Genomic DNA, 17,952 nt, shown 5'->3' on the forward strand with positions numbered 1-17,952 from the left:
TCACCGGTGTTCTAAATCTGGTATAATGAGTACATAAGTATTGCAAGGCATATCCGGCTAGAAGTTTTAGGCAGATCGACAGGCGGCAATTTCCGGGAAATGTGGCGGCAGTGTTAGATAGGGCCGGCTCAAGGGAGTGATTCGCGACGATGAACCGTTCGGAACCGATTGTCCGGCGCAAGCTTTCCGACGAGGTCTTCTTGCGGCTGAAGCGCCTGATCACCAGCGGCGAATTGATGCCGGGTGACGACATGCCGTCGGAGCGCGAACTGATGGAGCGCTTCGAGGTCGGCAGGCCGGCGATTCGCGAGGCGATGCAGGCGCTGAGCAATATGGGCCTGGTCGCGATCTCGCATGGCGAGCGCGCCAAGGTGCTGCAGCTCACGGCAAAGTCGATCATCAAGCAGGTCGATGGCGCCGCCAAGATCATCCTGTCGTCATCGAAGGACACGCTTGAGCACCTGAAGACCGCGCGCATCTTCTTCGAGCGCGGCATGGTCAGGGAAGCCGCCGAAAAGGCCACCGCCGAGGATGTGCAGCGCCTCAGGGCCACCGTTGCCGAACAGCGCGGCTTCCGTGGCGATTCCGAAGCCTTCATCTCCGCCGACATGAAATTCCATACCCAGATCGCCGCGATCTCAGGCAATCCGATCTATGTCGCCGTTAGTGAGGCGATGCTCGGCTGGCTGAAGGAATACCACACCGAAATGCTGATCTGGACCGGCAAGGAAAAGTTCACGCTGACCGAGCACGAAGAGATCATCGGCCGCATCGAGAAAAAGGATGCGGATGGCGCCGAGAAGGCGATGATCAAGCATCTCGAACGCTCGCGCGCGCTCTATGTGATGAATTCCGAAAAGTAACTTCAGCCGAGCCGGGTGATCGCGTAAGGCGTCATCACGAGATGGCCGCGGCCAAAAGCCGAAATGTCGACCGGCACTTCGTCCGCCGTCAGGTTCGCCAGCCACGCGATTGTCTTGCCCGAGGCGGAGCGCCCGGCCAGCGCCAGCACCTTGGTCTCATCGCTCGTCCTTGCCGACACATGCGCAAGGCCGGCCAGTTCGCAAAGCCCCTTGATGGCCCTGAAGAGCGGCCGGGGTGTTCCTTCCGCGACGGGTTCTCCAAATGACGCCAGCACGCCGAACGGTCCGGTGAAGCTGGAGAGCGTGAGCTGTTCCAGCCCAGCGGGCGCGATGCGCGCGGCATAGCCGATCGTCCATGCCGCCGCGAACTGGCCGGCATGGCGCGGGTCTCGGTCGGCCATGGCGATGCGCTGTCCCCCGGGATTGGGCTTGGTCGCGCCGCCATAGGGGTTCTGCCGCATGGCAATCGTCGATGGTCCGATCCGATAGGGTTTCGCCCCGAAGATCGCCCGCGCCGATTGGGTGATGAAAGGCAGCGCCTCCAGCGATTGCATGATGCTGAGATCGTCGGCGGCGTGAACGATCGGGCAAGTACAATGGGTGACGAAATCGAGCTGGTCCTCCGGCACGCGCTTGCGGTTGAGTTCGGTGAAATAGCTGAACATGCCGCCGCCGAGCCGGATGTCCGGAAAGGCGCGCCGCGCGGCCGCGTAAACGTTCTCGAGCGGCGGACAGTCCGGCCACGTGCTGCCCGGCGGTGTCGACTGCCGGTCGACCGAAGGCGACACGGCAATGGCCGAGAGTTTTAGCCCGGCCTCGCGCACCAGGCCGGCGACACCTGACATCTCGGCGTCGAGATCGCCAGCGCAGGCAACGACGCATTCGAGGGTCGTTTCGGCTGCGTAGGCAGTTGCCAGTCGGGCGAAAGCGCGCAAGGCGTCGAGCCCGTGGCCACGCGTCGGATCGTAGTGAAACAGCAGCTGTTGTGGGCCGAGTGCCGCCAGCGTGGAGAGGTTCGCCAGCGCCGTCTCGACATCCTCGGGATAGATGACCACGCCGACATCGGGCAGCCTTGGCCCGACCTCGCCGAGTCCAACGCGGACCGGTTCGCTGGTCACGGTGGCAGCCGGTGCTTTGCCTTCACCTGCGATGCGCAGGCTGATCGTCTGGCGCAGGGTTTGGCCGGCAGGCAGCACATACGGCCATGGCAGCGCCAGCGGCCGCACATAGGTCTTGTAGGATGCGTCAGACCAGTTGCGCTGGTCCTCCATTTCGAAAGTATCGCCTTCCATCCGGCATTCGGCGGTGACGCCAGGCCGAACCTGATGGGTGATGGCGCGGATATCCTTGAAAGGCTGCCAGGGGTCTATCAGTTCGGGAAGCTTTGTCGCCTCCACGCTGCCGTCCGTATGCTCGACCTTGACCGGGCTGCCGGCGAGGTCGGCGATAGGATGCAGGATGCAGAAGCCGCAGCGGTTGGTTTCGAAATCGCTTTCGGGAAGGGCGCTGACCTCGAAGGCCAGATGGCTATCGGCAGAGCCTTTGATGGTGGCGCGGAAGCCGAGCCGGCTTCCATCGGGGGCCAGGCAGCTTGCCGAATAGCTGACCGAAAAAGCGTCGGCCGCCTGGTTGATGATCAGGTCCGTCAAATTTGGCTCATAGGTGCCCCAGTCGCGGTCACGCACGATATAGGCGATGGCGCGCAGCACCTCGGTGCCGCCATGCCGGATGGTGCGCAGATTGCCGTTGACGAAGTCGGCGCTGAGCGCGCCTGCGCGTAGCCTGATTGGTTCGGCCTCGACGGCATGCGTTCCGTAGAGCAGGAATGCGTCGGCGGTCATTTAAGCAAGGCGTCGAGCTGCACCGGTTGCCGGCTCGCGGCACCGGTGTAAGCCGCCTCGACCAGTGCGAACGTCTTGAGATTGTCGGCGCCCGAGGTCGCCGGTTCGATTCCCTTCGCCAGGCAGTCTACCCAATGCTGCTGGATGGCGACGACGCTTTCCTGAATGTTATGCCAGGGCCGCGACGCCCATGGCAGCAGCGGCGGCGAGACGTCGGTGACGACCGTGCCGTTCTTGCCGGTGACGGTGAGCCGGTATCCCTGCGCCAGCCGGATCGTTCCGTCGCTGCCGTCGATCTCGATCAGCGTCTCGGGAAACGGCTCGGTGGCAAGCTTCGTCGCATAGCTGCAGTCGACCACGGAGGTCGCGCCGCTCTTGTGGTCCAGAAGCATCGTCGCCACATCCTCGCCCGCGATACTAGGATTGACGCGGGCGGTTCGCGACGTGATGGTCGAGACGTCGCCGAGCAGGAAGCGGGCGATATCGAGGATATGGATGCCGAGGTCCTCGATGATGAAGCGCTTTCCCGTCGCTAGATAGGGCTGGCCGGAAAACACGTCATAGCCGGAGCGGAAGGAGATGCGCCCGAAGAAAGACGTGCCGATCTCGCCGCTGTCGAGCACGGCGCGCACCGCCTGGATCGGCGACTGCCAGCGAAAATTCTCATGCACCATCAGCGGCACGCCGGCTTCCGCGCATGCCCCGACCATTGCCTTGGCGTCGGCGAGCGTCGGCGCGAACGGCTTTTGGCAGATCACCGGAACGCGATGAGCGGCCGCCATTTCGACAAGCGGACGATGGCTGGGCGCGGTGGTGGCGATGTCGACGAAGTCCAGGCTTTCGCCGGCAAAAAGTTCCGCCGCATCGGTATAGCGCTTCGCTATGCCGAACTGGTCGCCGACGATCTTGAGCCGTTCCGGGTCACGGTCGCAGATAGCAACGATCGAAGCGCCCGCAATGCCGCGCCAGGCGTGCATCTGGTTGACGGCAAAGAAGCCGCAGCCGATCAGCGCTCCACGCAACTCCGCCATGCTCAACCCGCCTTCGCCATCTGCATCAAGGTGACGCGCTGTTGAAGCCGGCGTTGTGCCTGGTCGACGACAACGGCGACGATGATGACGAGACCCTTGATCACCATTTGCCAGAACGAACTCACACCCATCATCACCAACCCGTCCGAAAGAATGCCGATGACGAAGGCGCCGACGATGGTGCCGCCGATCGTGCCGCGCCCGCCCGACATCGAGGTACCGCCGAGCACCGCCGCCGCAATGGCGTTGAGCTCGAAACTTTCGCCTGTTGCCGGATGCGAGGCCATCAGCTCGGACGAGATGATCAGGCCGACGATCGCCGCGCAGAAACCGGAGAACATATAGACGAACATCTTCACCATGTTGACACGGACGCCCGAAATCCGCGACGCCCGTTCATTGCCGCCGACGGCGAAGATATGGCGGCCGAGCGGTGTGTATTTGGCGAGATAGGCGGCTCCCAGTGCAACGACGATCAGGATCCAGATCGCCACCGGCAGGCCAAGCAGCCGGCCTGCACCGAGGAAACCGAAACCGGTGGTGCCAAGCTCCGGCTTGCCGACGAGGTTGGGAAAGGTGCGGCCATCCGACGACAGCAGCGCCAGGCCGCGCGCGACATAGAGCACGCCAAGCGTGGCGATGAACGGCGCGACGTTCAGCCGGGTGATCAGCAAGCCGTTGACGGCGCCGATCAATATGCCGACGGCAAGCGTGATCAGCGCGATCTCGAAGACGTTGAAATAGATGGTGTAGCCGATCTGCAGGTCGATGCCATTGAGCACGAGATAGCCGGCCACCATGCCGCACAGGCCGACGATCGAGCCGACCGAAAGGTCGATGCCGCCGGTGATGATGACGAAGGTCATGCCCATCGCCAGGAACGCGTTCAGCGCCACGTGCTTCGACATCAGGATCAGATTGGCGGTCGACAGGAAATTCGGCGCCGCGATCGAGAAGAAGATCAGCACGGCGATAAGCGCGATGAAGGTCCTGAGCTTCATCAGCGTCAACAGCACGGAGCCGCTGGAAGCGGAATGAGCGGCCGCCTTGGCTGGGATGTCAGTCATGGGCGGTGCTCTCCGTGTGTGGGACCGGTCCGTGGCCAAGCGCCGAAGCAGCGACGAGTGCCGCCTCCGTCGCCTCGGCACGGTCGAACATGCCGGTCAGTTTTCCGTTGCTCATCACCGCGATGCGGTCGGACAGCGCCATCACCTCATCGAGGTCGGAGGTGGCGAACAAAATCCCCAATCCGTCGCGGGACAGTTTGCGCATGGTGCGGAAGACGTCTGCCTTGGCGCCGACATCGATGCCTCGGCTGGGTTCGTCCATTAGCAGCACCTTGGGTTCGGTGAGCAGCGCCTTGCCGATCACCACCTTCTGCTGGTTGCCGCCCGACAGCGAAGACACTTCCTGCGCCGGGTCGGCGACCTTGATCGCCAGTTCCCGCACCATCTGCGTCACCGCCTGCCTTTCGTCGGCGCCACGGATATGGAACAGGCGGGCAAATCGCGACAGGCTGGCTAGCGTCAGATTGCTGGCGACCGAGAGGATCGACACCAGCCCTTCGCGCTGGCGATCCTCGGGGATCAATGCCAGGCCACGCCGGATGCGCCGCGTCGTGTCGCGCTCCTTGACCTTTTTACCGCCAATGAAGATCGCGCCTGTCGAATGGCCGTGGCGGCCCATGATGCAGTCGAACAATTCGCTGCGACCGGCGCCCATCAGGCCGTAGATGCCGAGGATCTCGCCGGCGCGCAGCGACAGCGAGACATGGTCGACGGCAAGCCCGCCGATAGCGCGCGGCAGGCAGATGTCCTCGGCTCGAAAGATCTCCTCGCCCGGAAGATGGCCGTCAGCCTTGGCGAAATCCTTGGCGTCGGAACCGATCATCTGGCGAACGATCCATTGCGTGTCGACGTTCTTCATCTCCTCCTGGCCGGTGATGCGGCCGTCGCGCAGCACGGTGATGTAGTCGCCGATGCGGATCAGCTCTTCCAGCCGGTGCGAGATGTAGACGATGGCCACGCCGCGCGCCTTGAGGTCGGCGATCACCTTGAACAGGATCTCGACCTCCGCAGCGCTCAGCGCCGAGGTCGGCTCGTCCATGATCAGGATTCGCGCATCGAGCGAAACCGCCTTGGCGATCTCGACCAACTGCTGCTGGCCGATGCGCAAATCCTCGACCAGCATGTCGGGCCGTATGCCGGCTTGCAGGCGTTCCAGAAATTCAGCCGCACGGCGCTCCTGTTCCTTGCGGTCGATCTTGCCGAAGCGGTTGGTGATCTCCCGGGTGGCGAAAATATTCTCGGCGACGCTCATGTTGCCGAACAGGTTCAACTCCTGGAACACCATGCCGATGCCACGGTTCACCGCATCACCGGATGACGAGAAGGAAACCTCTTCGCCTTCCAGCAGGATGCGGCCGGCGGTCGGCCGTTCCACACCGGCGATGATCTTCATCAGCGTCGACTTGCCGGCGCCGTTTTCACCGACCAGCACGTTGACCGCGCCCTTGCGCACCTCGAAATTGGCGCGCTTGACCGCAACGGTGCCAGAATAGACCTTGGAGACGTCCTCCAGCTTCAGGATGATTTCGCGCTCTGCTGTCGCGCTCATGGCTTCGGCCCGATCTCTGCCTCCGCCGGCGTCACCAGCGGCAGGTCCTGGCCGCTCCCCAGCGTATAGGCGCCCAGCACTTTGGCACTGCGGCCTTCCAGCGCCTCGCGCGGCAGCTTGGACAGCACCGTCTTGTCGGTGTAGCTGTTGAACGCCTTGCCGAACTGGGCGAAGTCGATCTGGTTGGTGAAGTCGTTGAACTGGATGAAGTCCAGGCTGTCGCGCAGCGCGGTGCCGCGCACCGCCGGTCCGATCTGCACCCGTGCATCGGCCTTGCCGTCGCCGTCGACATCGACGTCGACGGTTGCCGCCCGCGACTGCGTGTTGGCCGCGACGATCTTGCCTTCCAGGCGAACCGCGAAAGTCCAAGGCGAATTCGCCTGCTTGTTCGGATTGCCGTATTTGGCGCCGGCAGCCGATGGATCGGTTGTCGCCAGGGTGTGAACCTGCGCAAACGGTCCGGCTTTCTGCTGGAGATAGGGCACGACCTTTGCCGCCCATGTCTCTTCGACCATCTTGTCTGGATTGAAGGCGGGAGCGTTGTCTCCGGCTTCCGATTTCGTAGGCAGGATCTTGCAGGCGGTCAGGCTGATGCCGACCATCACGGTAAGGATCGGCCAGTTCGGCTTGGTGTTCAGCATGGCGGCCTGTCGTTCAGCATCGTGGGCGGCCCACGGAAAATGGCGGCAAGGGGCGAAAACCGATGTTCGCCCCTCGCTATTGAAATCACGCTGACTCAGTTCGTCAGCGCGAAGGTCTCCAGCTTGGCGGCATTGTCGCCATTGATCAGAACGCAGTCCATCAACTGCTTTTCCTTGGCCGGCGACTTCTTGTTCTTGATGAAGTCGTTGGCCTGCTCGACCGCCATCTGCGCCTGCGCGAAGGCCGGCTGCAGCACGGTTGCCTTGACACCGCCGGCGGTGATGGAGTCGCGCACGTCGTTCGATCCGTCGAAGCCGACGACGATGACGTCCTTGCGGTTCGCCGCGGCAAGTGCCGCATAGGCGCCCATCGCCATCGTGTCGTTGCCGGAGATCACGCCCTTGATGTCGGGGTTGGCCTGCAGGATCGATTCCATCTTGGAATAGGCTTCCGTCTGGCTCCAGTTGGCCGACTGCTGGGCAACCATCTTCAGGTCCGGATAGTCATCGATGACGTCGTGATAACCCTTGGAACGAATGCCGGCATTGGTGTCGGATTCCTTGCCGACCAGTTCGACGAAATTGCCCTTCTCGCCCATCAGTTTGACGAACTCCTGCGCGCCGAGCTGGGCACCCTGGTAGTTGTTGGAGACGATCTGCGCCACGGCGACGCCGGTGGCGTTGATCTCGCGGTCGATCAGGAAGGACGGAATCCCTGCGTCCTTGGCCTTTTGCACGGCGGCGACGGTGGCGTCGGCGCCGGCATTGTCGAGGATGATCGCCTTGGCGCCGCGGCCGATTGCGGTGTCGATCAACTCGGACTGCTTGTTGGCGTCGTCGTCATGGACCAGCACCAGCGCCTCATAGCCGAGTTCCTTGGCCTTGGCTTCGGCGCCGACGGCTTCCGCCTTGAAGAACGGATTGTCGTGCGAGGGCGTGATGATGGCGATGAGATCCGCCGCGTAGGCGGGCACGGCCGTGCCAAGCGCCAGCATGCCGGCGAAAGCCGCAAGCGTCATTCTGCGTGTGAGTTTCATGAAGTCCTCCCGTTTGAAAATTGCCTTGATCGGCCAATGGCTTCGTCTGCATCCGAACTCGTCAGGCAGCGCGGGCCGCGGATCGCTTGGGTCAAAAAACCGTTGCCGGCTTACCCCAGGCGGATCGTTGCTCCCCAGCCATCCTCCACTCGCCAGGCTTCGAACTCCCTGCGAAACCCTGTCGATCCGAGCCATGAACAGCTAAGCCAACTGGTATGATGAGTCAACCACTAATTCAGGTGACATGTACCTGATGAGCTACCAAAACCGAGGGTCGGCAATGACAGGCCGGGCCCTCGAGGTGCTGCGTCAAGCACCTGTCTTCTCTCAGGTGATCCGCTGAATGCTGGCGGCGATCTCTTCCGGTTCGAACACCCGCTTCCAGTCGTCACGCATCAGCACCGGCTTGCCGAACTCGATCGCCTTGTTGCAGGCGTCCGAGAAAACGCCCTTGGTCTCGCCGAAGATGACGGCGCCGAGCACGTTCATATGGCCGAGCAGGAAGTCGAGCGCCGCCTGCTTGTCGACACCGCGCGCCACGACTTCGTCGACGGCTTCCTTCATCACCACCAACAACGAGGCGCACACCGTCTCCGAAAGGCCAGGCTCGAGCAGCGCCATCTGTTCGACGCTGACGCGGTGCGAACGCATCACCGGCGCCCATATGATCTTCGCGATCGCCTCGCCCTTGGCGTAGTCCTCTTCCGGCCCCTGCATCAGGGCGCTGACCATATGCTGCTTGGCCTTCACGCCGCCGAAATAGTCCTTCTTCGCGGCCATGTCCGTCTCGTCATTGAAGATCGGCGGATGGCAGGGGTGGGTGACGAAATAGGTGAGGTCCGGCCGCTTCGGCAGATGGCCGGCGAAGGGTGCTGCCGCGTCTAGCACCACCACCATCGTGCCTGATACCAGCTTGCTCTCGATGCTGGCCGCTACCTTGCCGATATGCGTGTCGGGAACGGCCAGGATCACCACATCGGCGTCCTTGAGCGCCTCGTCGGCACTGACCGTATCGAAACCCAGTCCGGTCTTCAGCCGTTCGCGGCCGGCATCGCTGACCTCGACATGGCGTATCGTGTAGGGCGACCCGCGAAAGTTGGTCGACAGGCGGTAGCCCATTTTTCCGCCAGCCCCGAACAGCGCAATCGTTGTCATCTGGTCACCACTCCTGTTCTTCGCCGACGGCATCGCCCGTCGTCAACTGATCAACTGGTATAATCACGCTACCAGATTTTGGCAATCTGATAATGACCATGCGATGCGTGCGCCGCGTCATCGGCTGCCGACGGCAAGCTCCAGCACGAGAACCATGGATGGCGCGCTCTGGATACGATTTCTAGATCACCAGAAGAAGCCCGCGCTTGCCCGCTGAGTGCGCATGGGCGCTGCTCTGCCATCCCTAGAAATAGGAGGCATCTGTTGGGGGTTGGAGGTGGGGCCGGGCGCTACTTCAAAAGGTCGACCAGCATGTCGAAAGCCGCATCGATATCGCCGCGAACCGCCGCCTGAACTGCCTGCTCGTCCCGGTCGCGCAGGGCCGCAAACATCTGTTGATGGTATGTGTTCGCGGTCGAGTAGGACCCATGCAGCATATTGAAATAGGGGCTGATCTGCAGCCATAGGTCCTTGATGATCTTGAGCAGGGTTTCGGATCCTGCTGCTCGGTAGATTGCGAAGTGGAAGGTGTAATTCGCCCTCAGATAGGCCTTTACGTCGTCCGCGCCATTCGCGCGTTCCAGCGAGTCCAGATCGCGCGCGAAAATCGCAAGATCCGCATCACTCCGGTTCTGTGAGGCCCAGCCGGCGGCGATGGCCTCTATCTCAAAACGTACATTGCGCAAATCGGTGAGCCGCTCGCGGCTGAGCGCCGGAATACCAATGGAGCGCCCGGATACCACGGTCAGCGCGTTGGCTGCCGTCAGGCGCCGCAGCGCTTCCCTGACCGGCATCGGGCTGACGCCAAAGGCGTCGGCGAGGCTCTGAACCGTGACCATCTCGCCCGGTACGATGCTGCCGTCGAGGATCAGTTCGGTGACCTGATTATAGACCCGGTCCTGCAGAGTTTCCTTGGACAGTGGAATGATCTCGACACCAGGCTTCCTGAACGCCGATCCAGCCATCTCCGGTCAACCTTCCCGCCCAAGGGCGACACTATTGCTTGTGTCGGAATGCAAGGTTCGTGGTGCCACGTCAAGCGGCTGACATAGCCGTTTTGATATAAACGATTTCATCATTGATATTTGATCAAATCATGTTACGGTCGCTGGCATCGAATGGCAAAGGTTACGTTTTGTGCCCTTGGGAGGCATTCGGTCGTTCTGTTTGGGAGGAGTTTCACATGGGTATCGGATCGAAAGTCCGGCGGCTCGCGCTGCTGGCTGGGATGGCTGCATGCGCCTTCGGCCTGTCCGCCGCGCAGGCAGCCGAGAAGCACAAGATCTTTCTCAGCATGAGCTACATAGGCAATGATTGGCAAGCGGAGGCGGCCAACATGGTCAAGGCCATGGCCGCTCACAAGAGCCTGGCCGACAAGGTCGACCTGCAGGTCCAGGTCGCTGGCCCCAACGCGCAACGCCAGATTCAGCAGATCAACGCAATGGTGCAAAGCGGCGCCGAGGCCATCGTCGTATATCCGATCTCGCCGACCGCGCTCAACCAGGTCGTCAAGAATGCCTGCGACAAGGGCGTGAAGGTCTTTGCCTACGACGCCGAGATCACCGAGCCTTGTGCCTACAACGTCCACATCGACCAGCTGGAAGCCGGCAGGGTGACCGCCGAATGGCTGGTCAAGAAGCTCAACGGCAAGGGCAACATCATCGCCATCACGGGTGTCCCGGGAACATCCGTCGACGATCAGCGGACAAAAGCCGCCAAGGAAGTCTTCGCCAAATATCCTGATATCAAGATCGTCGGCGAGGCTGTCGGCATGTGGAGCCAGGCGGTCGCCCGCACCGAACTTTCGAAAATCCTGGCCACCCGCAATTGGGACGACATCAACGGGCTGTGGATGCAGGTCGGCTGCTTCACCGCCAACTCGATGCAGCTCGAGGCCGGCAAGAAGACAAGCGAACTCCTGCCTTGCGCCGGCGAAGGTTCCAATGGCGGCCGCATCCAGATGCTGCCGGAGGGCACCGAAGTCGAAGGTGCGGCCGCCCCTTACGCGCCGGCCGGCGCACAACGCATTTCCTACGCCTCGCCGCCTTATTCGGGTGCGCTGGCGCTGAAGCTTGCCGTCGAGGCGATCGAAGGCAAGGACGTGCCGAAGACCACCATCCTGCCGCTGCCGCTCGTCACCAATGAGACGATCAAGCTGTGCGACGAAGGCACATGGGCGGAGATGAAGGCCGGCTGCAACGCCTTCAAGCCGTCGCTGGTCTCCAATCCGGGCTGGTTTGCCTCGATCTTCTCGGACCAGACACCCGAGGTCGGCCTTAATGCTGCCCTCGTCGGACAACCGGAGAACTAAGCCTCCCAAGGCGCGTGTGACGATGCACGGACTGTTGTCCGTGCATCGTCAATCCATGCCAAGCCCGGCGATCGAGGACAATGACAGAACATTCCGAGCTCCCCGCCATCGAGATCGACGGTATCAGCAAGGCGTTCGGCCCGACCGTCGCGCTGGACGGCGTGTCGTTTGCGATCGCGCCCGGCAGCGTCCATGCCCTGCTCGGTGAAAACGGAGCGGGCAAGTCGACACTGGTGAAGCTGCTGTCCGGACTGGTCCGGCCGAGCCAAGGCCATGTCCGTGTCTTCGGCAAGGAGATCGCTTGCGGCGCACCGCGCGCAGCACATGCGCTCGGTATGCAGACAGCATTCCAGGAGATGACCCTGGTGCGTGACCTCTCCGTCCTCGACAACATGATGCTGCCTTACGCCCCCGTCGGCATCTCCGGCCTGATCCGCCGCGGTGCCGCCCGCAAGGCCGTCCGCCGCCATATCGAAGATCTCGGTTTTTCCGTCGATCTCGATGCCGAGGTGAGTGAGCTCGAGCTTTCGGTGCGCCAGAAGATCGAGATCGCGCGTGCCGTCTACCGCAAGCCGCGCATCCTTTTGCTCGACGAACCGACCTCGACGCTCGCCGGCCGCGACGTCGACTGGCTGGGCGACATCATCGCCAGGCTGAAGGCGGCCGGCACCACCATCGTTTTCATCACCCATCGCATGCGCGAGGTCCGTGCCTTCTGCGAGACGTTGACGATCCTGAGAAACGGCCGCCACATCGTCACCGCGCCGGTTGCCGATGTCTCGGATGGCGACGTCATCGAAAAGATCATCGGCCGCAGCATCGAGCAGACCTTCCCGCCCAAGCCGGACAGCGCCCAGGCCTTCGGCCCGCCGGTTCTGGGCGTGCGCGATCTCAAGGTCGGGCGCAAGCTCGACGGCGCTGGCTTCGATCTGCGCAAGGGCGAAATCCTCGGCGTCGCGGGGTTGCAGGGCATGGGCCAGCAGGACCTATTCCTGGCCTGCTTCGGCATGGCCGAAATCACCCGCGGCCACATCCTCGTCGACGGCCGCAAGGTCTGGCTCGGTTCGCCGGCCGATGCTTTGCGCCCCAACATGGCCATCGGCCTGGTGCCGGAAGACCGCAAATCCGAAGGCCTGTTCCTGAAACTGTCGGGCAGCCAGAACGCCACTCTGCCCGTGATATCGCGCTTCACACGGCTAGGTCTTGTCGACGGGCAAGCCGAGACCCGCTCCGTCGAGGCGGCATTCGCCACTGTCGAGGTCGACCGCCGCGCGCTTTGGACGCGGGCCGGTGCGTTTTCCGGGGGCAACCAGCAGAAAATCGCCATCGCCAAATGGCTGGTGGCGCAGAGCCGCATCCTGCTGTTGTTCGATCCCACCCGAGGCATCGACGTCGGCACCAAGCACGAGCTTTATGTGATGATGCGAAACTACGTGGCTTCGGGCGGTTCGATCCTGCTGCACTCGACCGAGATTCCCGAACTCGTCCATCAATGCGACCGGGTCCTGGTTCTCTACGATGGGCGCATCGCCGCCGAACTCGAAGGCGACGCCATCACCGAACCGGCCATCATGCGCCCGGCGCTCGGGCATGCCGGGGAAGCCGCCGCATGAGCAGCGCAGCAGCCTCATCCCCCGCTACCGGCGGCGTCGGACTGCGCCGTGCGCTGATGCGCAATCGCGGCGCGCTGATCGCCGCGGCCGTCCTGGCGATCCTGCTCTTCGTTGTCGACTGGATCAGCGCCGGGCCGTTGACATATTTCGACGTGTCGTTCCTGTCGAGCGGCGGCGCCACCTCGGCGCTCGCGGCGATCGGCCAGACCATCGTCATCCTGTCGGGCGGCTTCGACCTGTCCGCAGGCGCGGTGATATCGCTGGTCAATGCCGTGCTGGCATCGAGCATGGACCCAATGGCGCCAGGCGCCAGCATCATCTTGTGGACCGCCGTCGGCATCGGCGTCGGCATGGCCGTGGGCGCCTTCAACGGCTTCTTCATCGCTGTGCTGCGCATGCAGCCCATCGTGGTGACGCTGTCGACCATGTTCATCCTGCAAGGCGTGACGCTGCTGGTGATGGACAAGCCCGGCGGCTTCGTGTCGCCCGATCTCGGTACCTTCTATCTTGGCGACGCGATCGCCGGCTGGCTGCCGATGCCGCTGGTGGGGATCGGCGTCGTCCTGCTCGCCTGGTTCTGGCTGAAGGGAACCCGCTTCGGCACAGCACTTTATGCGGTCGGCAGCGATGCGGAGTCGGCCGCTTCCGTCGGCATCAATGTCGTGCTGGTGCGCTTTGCCGTCTATGTCATCGCCGGCGGCTGCTATGGCCTTGCCGGCGTCTTCATCAGCGCCCAGACCGGCAGCGGTGATCCGCTGGTCGGCAATCCGCTGCTGTTGTCGATGTTCGCGGCGGTCGTCGTCGGCGGCACGCGCCTCGGCGGCGGGCAGGGCGGCCCGGTGGGCTCTGTCTTTGGCGCCTTTATCCTGATGATCGTGGTGAACATCCTACTGGTGCTCAACGTATCGGCCTATTATGCGACCATCGCCGAAGGCACCATTCTGGTGCTGGCAGCACTTGCCGGCTCCATCTCGCACGCATCGGTGCTTGCCGTGCAGTTGCGCGCCGCGCGTGCCCGGCTCGCCGCCTGGCGCGCCGGCATACTGCCCTCGCAACTCGAGCGCGTGGACCGGCGTCTCAAGACCGCCGAACCAGCCCATGCCCAGCGCAGTCCGGCATCGCCGCGCCCTGCCTTCCATCTACGCAACGCGGAAACGTTGCGCTATGCGCTGCCCGCCTATGTCTGCCTGTTGCTCATCGTGGTCGTCACGCAGGTCTGGCTCGGCCGCGCCATCCTCAATCCGGGTTACTGGAATTCGCTGCTGGTGCTGTCGTCCTTCCTCGCCGTCCTAGCGCTCGGGCAGGGAACCGTCATCCTGACCGGCGGCCTCGATCTCTCCGTGCCGTGGACGATCGGCATCTCCGGCATCATCCTGGCCGGCATGGTCAACGGCTCCGACGCGGCCCTTGTCTACGCCTTGCCGGTCGTTCTGGTGATGGCTTGCGCCATCGGCTTCGCCAATGGTTTCGGCATCGTCTATCTCGGCATATCGCCGATCGTCATGACGCTTGCCACCAACGGCATTCTGCAAGGCTGTGCGCTGCTCTATTCGCAGGGAACGCCGGCCGGGTTTTCCTCGCCGATGCTGCGCTGGGTCATGACGGCCAAGCTTGCCGGCCTGCTGACCCCAATCGTCCTGCTGATGGTCGTCTTTGTCGTCGCGGCGGTACTGCTGCTTGGCCGCACGCCGTTCGGACGACGCGTCTACGGCATCGGCAATGGGCTGCGCGCGGCGCGCTTGTCGGGCATCGGCGTCGAGCGCACGCTGATCCTGGTCTATATGCTTTCGGCCGTCTGCGCGGCTGTTGTCGGCATCATGCTGACCGGCTTTTCGGGTCAGGCAAGCCTTGGCATGGGCGACGACTATCTGTTGCCGTCGATCGCCGTGGTGGTGGTCGGCGGCGCGCTGATCACCGGCGGACGCGGCCACTATCTCGGCATGCTCGGCGGCGTGTTGTTGCTGACGGCACTGCAGATGCTGCTCGCCGGCACCACGCTTCCCTATGCCACGAGGGCAATTCTTTACGGACTGGTCGTTCTGGGCGCCGTCATGGCGTTGCGCGAACGGCGGCTGCAATGAAAAGGACAGGACCATGAGCACAAGGGCGCCGGCATCGGCGGACGAATTTCTGACCGGGCTGAAAGGCCAGCGCGTGCTGGTCACGGCGGGCGCCGGCGGCATCGGGTTTGCCATAGCCGACACGCTGTCACGCCTCGGCGCTCGCATCGTCGTCTGCGATGTTTCCGACGAGGCGTTGGCCGCTGCTCCCGGCAAGATCGACCTTGTCGCTGCGGTCAAGGCCGATGTCTCGCGCGACGAGGACGTCGACCGCCTGTTCGAGGCGGTCGAGAAAAAACTCGGCGGGCTCGATGCGTTGATCAACAATGCCGGCATTGCCGGGCCGACCGGCGGTGTCGACGAGATCGACCCTTCCGATTGGCGGCGCTGTATCGACATCTGCCTGACCGGCCAGTTTCTGTGCGCCCGTCGCGCCGTGCCGCTGATCAAGGCGGCGGGCGGTGGTTCGATCGTCTCGATGTCGTCTGCCGCCGGCCGCCATGGCTACGCCTTCCGCACACCCTATTCGGCGGCCAAGTTCGGTGTCATCGGTTTCACGCAGAGTCTCGCCAAGGAGCTCGGGCCGCACGCCATCAGGGTCAACGCCATCCTGCCCGGCATCATCGAGGGGCCCCGCATCGAAGGTGTTATCTCGGCGCGCGCCAAGCAGGTCGGTATCAGCCACGAGGAGATGACCGGACGCTATCTGCAGAACATCTCGCTGCGCCGCATGACCAGCCCCTATGATGTGGCGTCGATGGTCGCCTTCCTGCTCTCCGATGCGGGGATCAACATTTCCGGCCAGTCGCTCGGCGTCGACGGCAACGTCGAAACACTTTGAGGAACAAGCCATGGCTAATGTCGCGATCGTCGGAAGCGGGTTTATCGGGCGGGCCTGGGCAATCAGCTTTGCCCGTGCCGGCCATGACGTGCGGATGTGGGATCAGTCGCCCGCTGCGACCGGCGGCGCCCGCGACTACATTGCCGGCGTGCTCGGTGACCTTGCCGCAAACGACCTGCTGCGCGGTCAGTCCGTCGACACTGTGCTTGGCCGGATCACCATTGTCGCGGAGCTGGCAAAGGCGCTGGCGGGTGCGGTCCATATCCAGGAGAACACGCCTGAAAACCTCGAGGTGAAGCGGGAGGTATTCTCGCTGATCGACACGCTTGCCGATCCGCGGACAGTCATCGCCAGTTCCACCTCGGCGCTGTTGCCGTCGAAATTCACCGACCATCTGCAAGGACGGCATCGCTGTCTGGTCGTGCACCCGATCAATCCGCCCTATCTCATTCCGGCGGCCGAAATCGTGCCGGCGCCATGGACGTCCGCCGAGACGGTCGAGAGAACCTGCGCCTTCCTCATCGACGCCGGTCATGCGCCCCTGGTGATGAAGCGCGAGCTCGACGGCTTCATCATGAACCGCCTGCAAGGCGCATTGCTTGAGGAGGCTTTCCGGCTTGTCGCCGACGGCTACGCCAGCGTCGAGGATGTCGATATCGGTATCCGTGACGGACTGGCGCTGCGCTGGTCGTTCATGGGTCCGTTCGAGACCATCGATCTCAATGCACCTGGCGGCGTGCGCGACTATGTCGAGCGTTATCAGTCGATCTATTCGAACATTTTCCCGCAGATGCTGCGGCGCGTCGACTGGGCGGGCGAGGTGATGAAAACCGTCGAAGCCGACCGCCGCGAGCGCCTGCCACGCGAAAACCTCGGCGAACGGCAGGTATGGCGCGATCGTCGGCTGATGGCGCTGGCGGCACACAAGAAAAAATCGGACCAGGAGTACGGACAATGATCGAAACGAGCCGCAAGCCAAGTGCTGCGCAGACCAGGGGCAAGGTCATCATCACCTGCGCGGTGACGGGCGCCATCCACACGCCGACCATGTCGCCCTATCTGCCGATCACGCCTGACCAGATCGCTTCTGAGGCGATCGCGGCTGCCGAAGCCGGTGCCGCAATCCTGCATCTGCATGCGCGAGATCCGGAAACCGGCAAGCCCGACCAGACGCCGGAGGCCTTCGCTCGCTTCCTGCCGCGCGTCAAGCAAGGCACCAACGCCGCCATCAACATCACCACCGGTGGCAGCCCGTACATGAAGGTCGAGGAGCGCGTGCGCCCGGCCGCCAAGTTCAAACCGGAAGTCGCCTCGCTCAACATGGGCTCGATCAATTTCGGGCTCTATCACCTCGCCGACAAATACGAGACCTTCAAGTTCGACTGGGAAAAGCCGCATCTGGAAGCGACCCGCGACCTCGTCTTTCGCAACTCGTTCAAGGACATCGAGTACATTCTGGCGACCTGCTACGACAACGGCACGCGCTTCGAGTTCGAGTGCTACGACATCGCCCATCTCTACAACCTCTCGCACTTCGCCGACCGCGGGCTGGTGAAGCCGCCTTTCTTCGTGCAGTCGGTGTTCGGGCTGCTTGGCGGCATCGGCACGCACCCGGAAGACGTCGCCCATATGAAGCGCACCGCCGACCGGCTGTTCGGCGACCAGTTCCGCTGGTCGGTCCTCGGCGCCGGCGCCAGCCAGCTGCGCATCGCCGCGCAATCGGCCGCACTTGGCGGCAACATCCGCGTCGGGCTGGAGGACAGTCTCTGGGCGGGCAAGGGCAAGCTTGCCAAATCGAACGCCGAACAGGTCTTGCTGGCACGCAAGATCATCGAGGGGCTCGGCATGGAGGTGGCGACGCCCGACGAGGCGCGCGAAATCCTGTCATTGAAGGGCGGCGACAAGGTCGCTTTCTAAATCGTTGCGTGGCGCCAATTCCGAGG

At 63.2% G+C, this 17,952-nt stretch carries 15 protein-coding genes; 7 read left to right on the forward strand and 8 right to left on the reverse strand.

Annotated features, from left to right (window positions below; translation table 11 throughout):
- The first annotated feature begins 149 nt into the window (after positions 1-149).
- On the forward strand, positions 150-863 hold the full coding sequence (locus NKI99_RS00130; protein WP_023808899.1) for a transcriptional regulator NanR: 714 nt from the start codon (positions 150-152) through the stop codon (positions 861-863).
- 2 nt (positions 864-865) lie between these two features.
- Here the strand turns inward: NKI99_RS00130 and apnL are convergent, their stop codons facing one another.
- The 8 genes from apnL to NKI99_RS00170 form a co-directional block, all read right to left on the reverse strand.
- Positions 866-2,704 carry a D-apionate lactonase gene (gene apnL, locus NKI99_RS00135; protein WP_352609305.1) on the reverse strand — a complete coding sequence of 613 codons (1,839 nt, stop codon included), beginning with the start codon at positions 2,702-2,704 and terminating at the stop codon, positions 866-868.
- On the reverse strand, positions 2,701-3,735 hold the full coding sequence (locus NKI99_RS00140) for a Gfo/Idh/MocA family protein (protein WP_352609306.1): 1,035 nt from the start codon (positions 3,733-3,735) through the stop codon (positions 2,701-2,703). The genes apnL and NKI99_RS00140 overlap by 4 nt, the downstream gene beginning before the upstream one ends.
- Positions 3,736-3,737: 2 nt before the next feature.
- A complete protein-coding gene (locus tag NKI99_RS00145; protein WP_023808896.1) occupies positions 3,738-4,802 on the reverse strand; it encodes an ABC transporter permease in 1,065 nt (354 codons plus the stop codon).
- Entirely contained in the window at positions 4,795-6,351 is a 1,557-nt protein-coding gene (locus NKI99_RS00150) for a sugar ABC transporter ATP-binding protein (protein WP_023808895.1), read from the reverse strand. The genes NKI99_RS00145 and NKI99_RS00150 overlap by 8 nt, the downstream gene beginning before the upstream one ends.
- A complete protein-coding gene (locus NKI99_RS00155; RefSeq protein ID WP_352609307.1) occupies positions 6,348-6,992 on the reverse strand; it encodes a DUF2291 family protein in 645 nt (214 codons plus the stop codon). The genes NKI99_RS00150 and NKI99_RS00155 overlap by 4 nt, the downstream gene beginning before the upstream one ends.
- Positions 6,993-7,087: 95 nt before the next feature.
- A complete protein-coding gene (locus tag NKI99_RS00160) occupies positions 7,088-8,029 on the reverse strand; it encodes a D-ribose ABC transporter substrate-binding protein (RefSeq protein WP_352609308.1) in 942 nt (313 codons plus the stop codon).
- A 327-nt stretch (positions 8,030-8,356) separates the two neighbouring features.
- Positions 8,357-9,184 (reverse strand): phosphogluconate dehydrogenase C-terminal domain-containing protein, encoded by an 828-nt coding sequence (locus NKI99_RS00165; RefSeq protein WP_023808892.1) that lies wholly within the window; start codon positions 9,182-9,184, stop codon positions 8,357-8,359.
- 290 nt (positions 9,185-9,474) lie between these two features.
- Complete coding sequence (locus NKI99_RS00170; protein ID WP_013533053.1) at positions 9,475-10,149, reverse strand: GntR family transcriptional regulator; 675 nt, start codon at positions 10,147-10,149, stop codon at positions 9,475-9,477.
- Positions 10,150-10,367: 218 nt separating this feature from the next.
- On the opposite strand from NKI99_RS00170, the gene NKI99_RS00175 reads away from it, so the two are divergent.
- The 6 genes from NKI99_RS00175 to kce all read left to right on the forward strand — a co-directional run bounded on the left by NKI99_RS00175 (position 10,368) and on the right by kce (position 17,926).
- On the forward strand, positions 10,368-11,495 hold the full coding sequence (locus NKI99_RS00175; protein WP_023808891.1) for a sugar ABC transporter substrate-binding protein: 1,128 nt from the start codon (positions 10,368-10,370) through the stop codon (positions 11,493-11,495).
- Positions 11,496-11,575: 80 nt separating this feature from the next.
- Positions 11,576-13,108: a sugar ABC transporter ATP-binding protein gene (locus NKI99_RS00180; protein ID WP_352609309.1), complete on the forward strand. Its 1,533-nt coding sequence runs from the start codon at positions 11,576-11,578 to the stop codon at positions 13,106-13,108.
- Positions 13,105-15,189, forward strand: a complete 2,085-nt coding sequence (locus tag NKI99_RS00185; protein WP_352609310.1) for an ABC transporter permease subunit — start codon at positions 13,105-13,107, stop codon at positions 15,187-15,189. Before NKI99_RS00180 ends, NKI99_RS00185 begins: the two co-directional genes overlap by 4 nt.
- A 13-nt stretch (positions 15,190-15,202) precedes the next feature.
- Positions 15,203-16,009, forward strand: a complete 807-nt coding sequence (locus NKI99_RS00190) for an SDR family oxidoreductase (protein WP_292694483.1) — start codon at positions 15,203-15,205, stop codon at positions 16,007-16,009.
- 10 nt (positions 16,010-16,019) lie between these two features.
- Positions 16,020-16,967 carry a 3-hydroxyacyl-CoA dehydrogenase gene (locus tag NKI99_RS00195; RefSeq protein WP_023808887.1) on the forward strand — a complete coding sequence of 316 codons (948 nt, stop codon included), beginning with the start codon at positions 16,020-16,022 and terminating at the stop codon, positions 16,965-16,967.
- Entirely contained in the window at positions 16,964-17,926 is a 963-nt protein-coding gene (kce, locus tag NKI99_RS00200) for a 3,5-dioxohexanoate:acetyl-CoA acetone transferase (protein ID WP_023808886.1), read from the forward strand. The genes NKI99_RS00195 and kce overlap by 4 nt, the downstream gene beginning before the upstream one ends.
- The last annotated feature ends 26 nt before the right edge of the window (positions 17,927-17,952 follow it).

It is taken from the genome of Mesorhizobium sp. M0239, assembly GCF_040321815.1.
Taxonomy (GTDB): Bacteria; Pseudomonadota; Alphaproteobacteria; order Rhizobiales; family Rhizobiaceae; genus Mesorhizobium.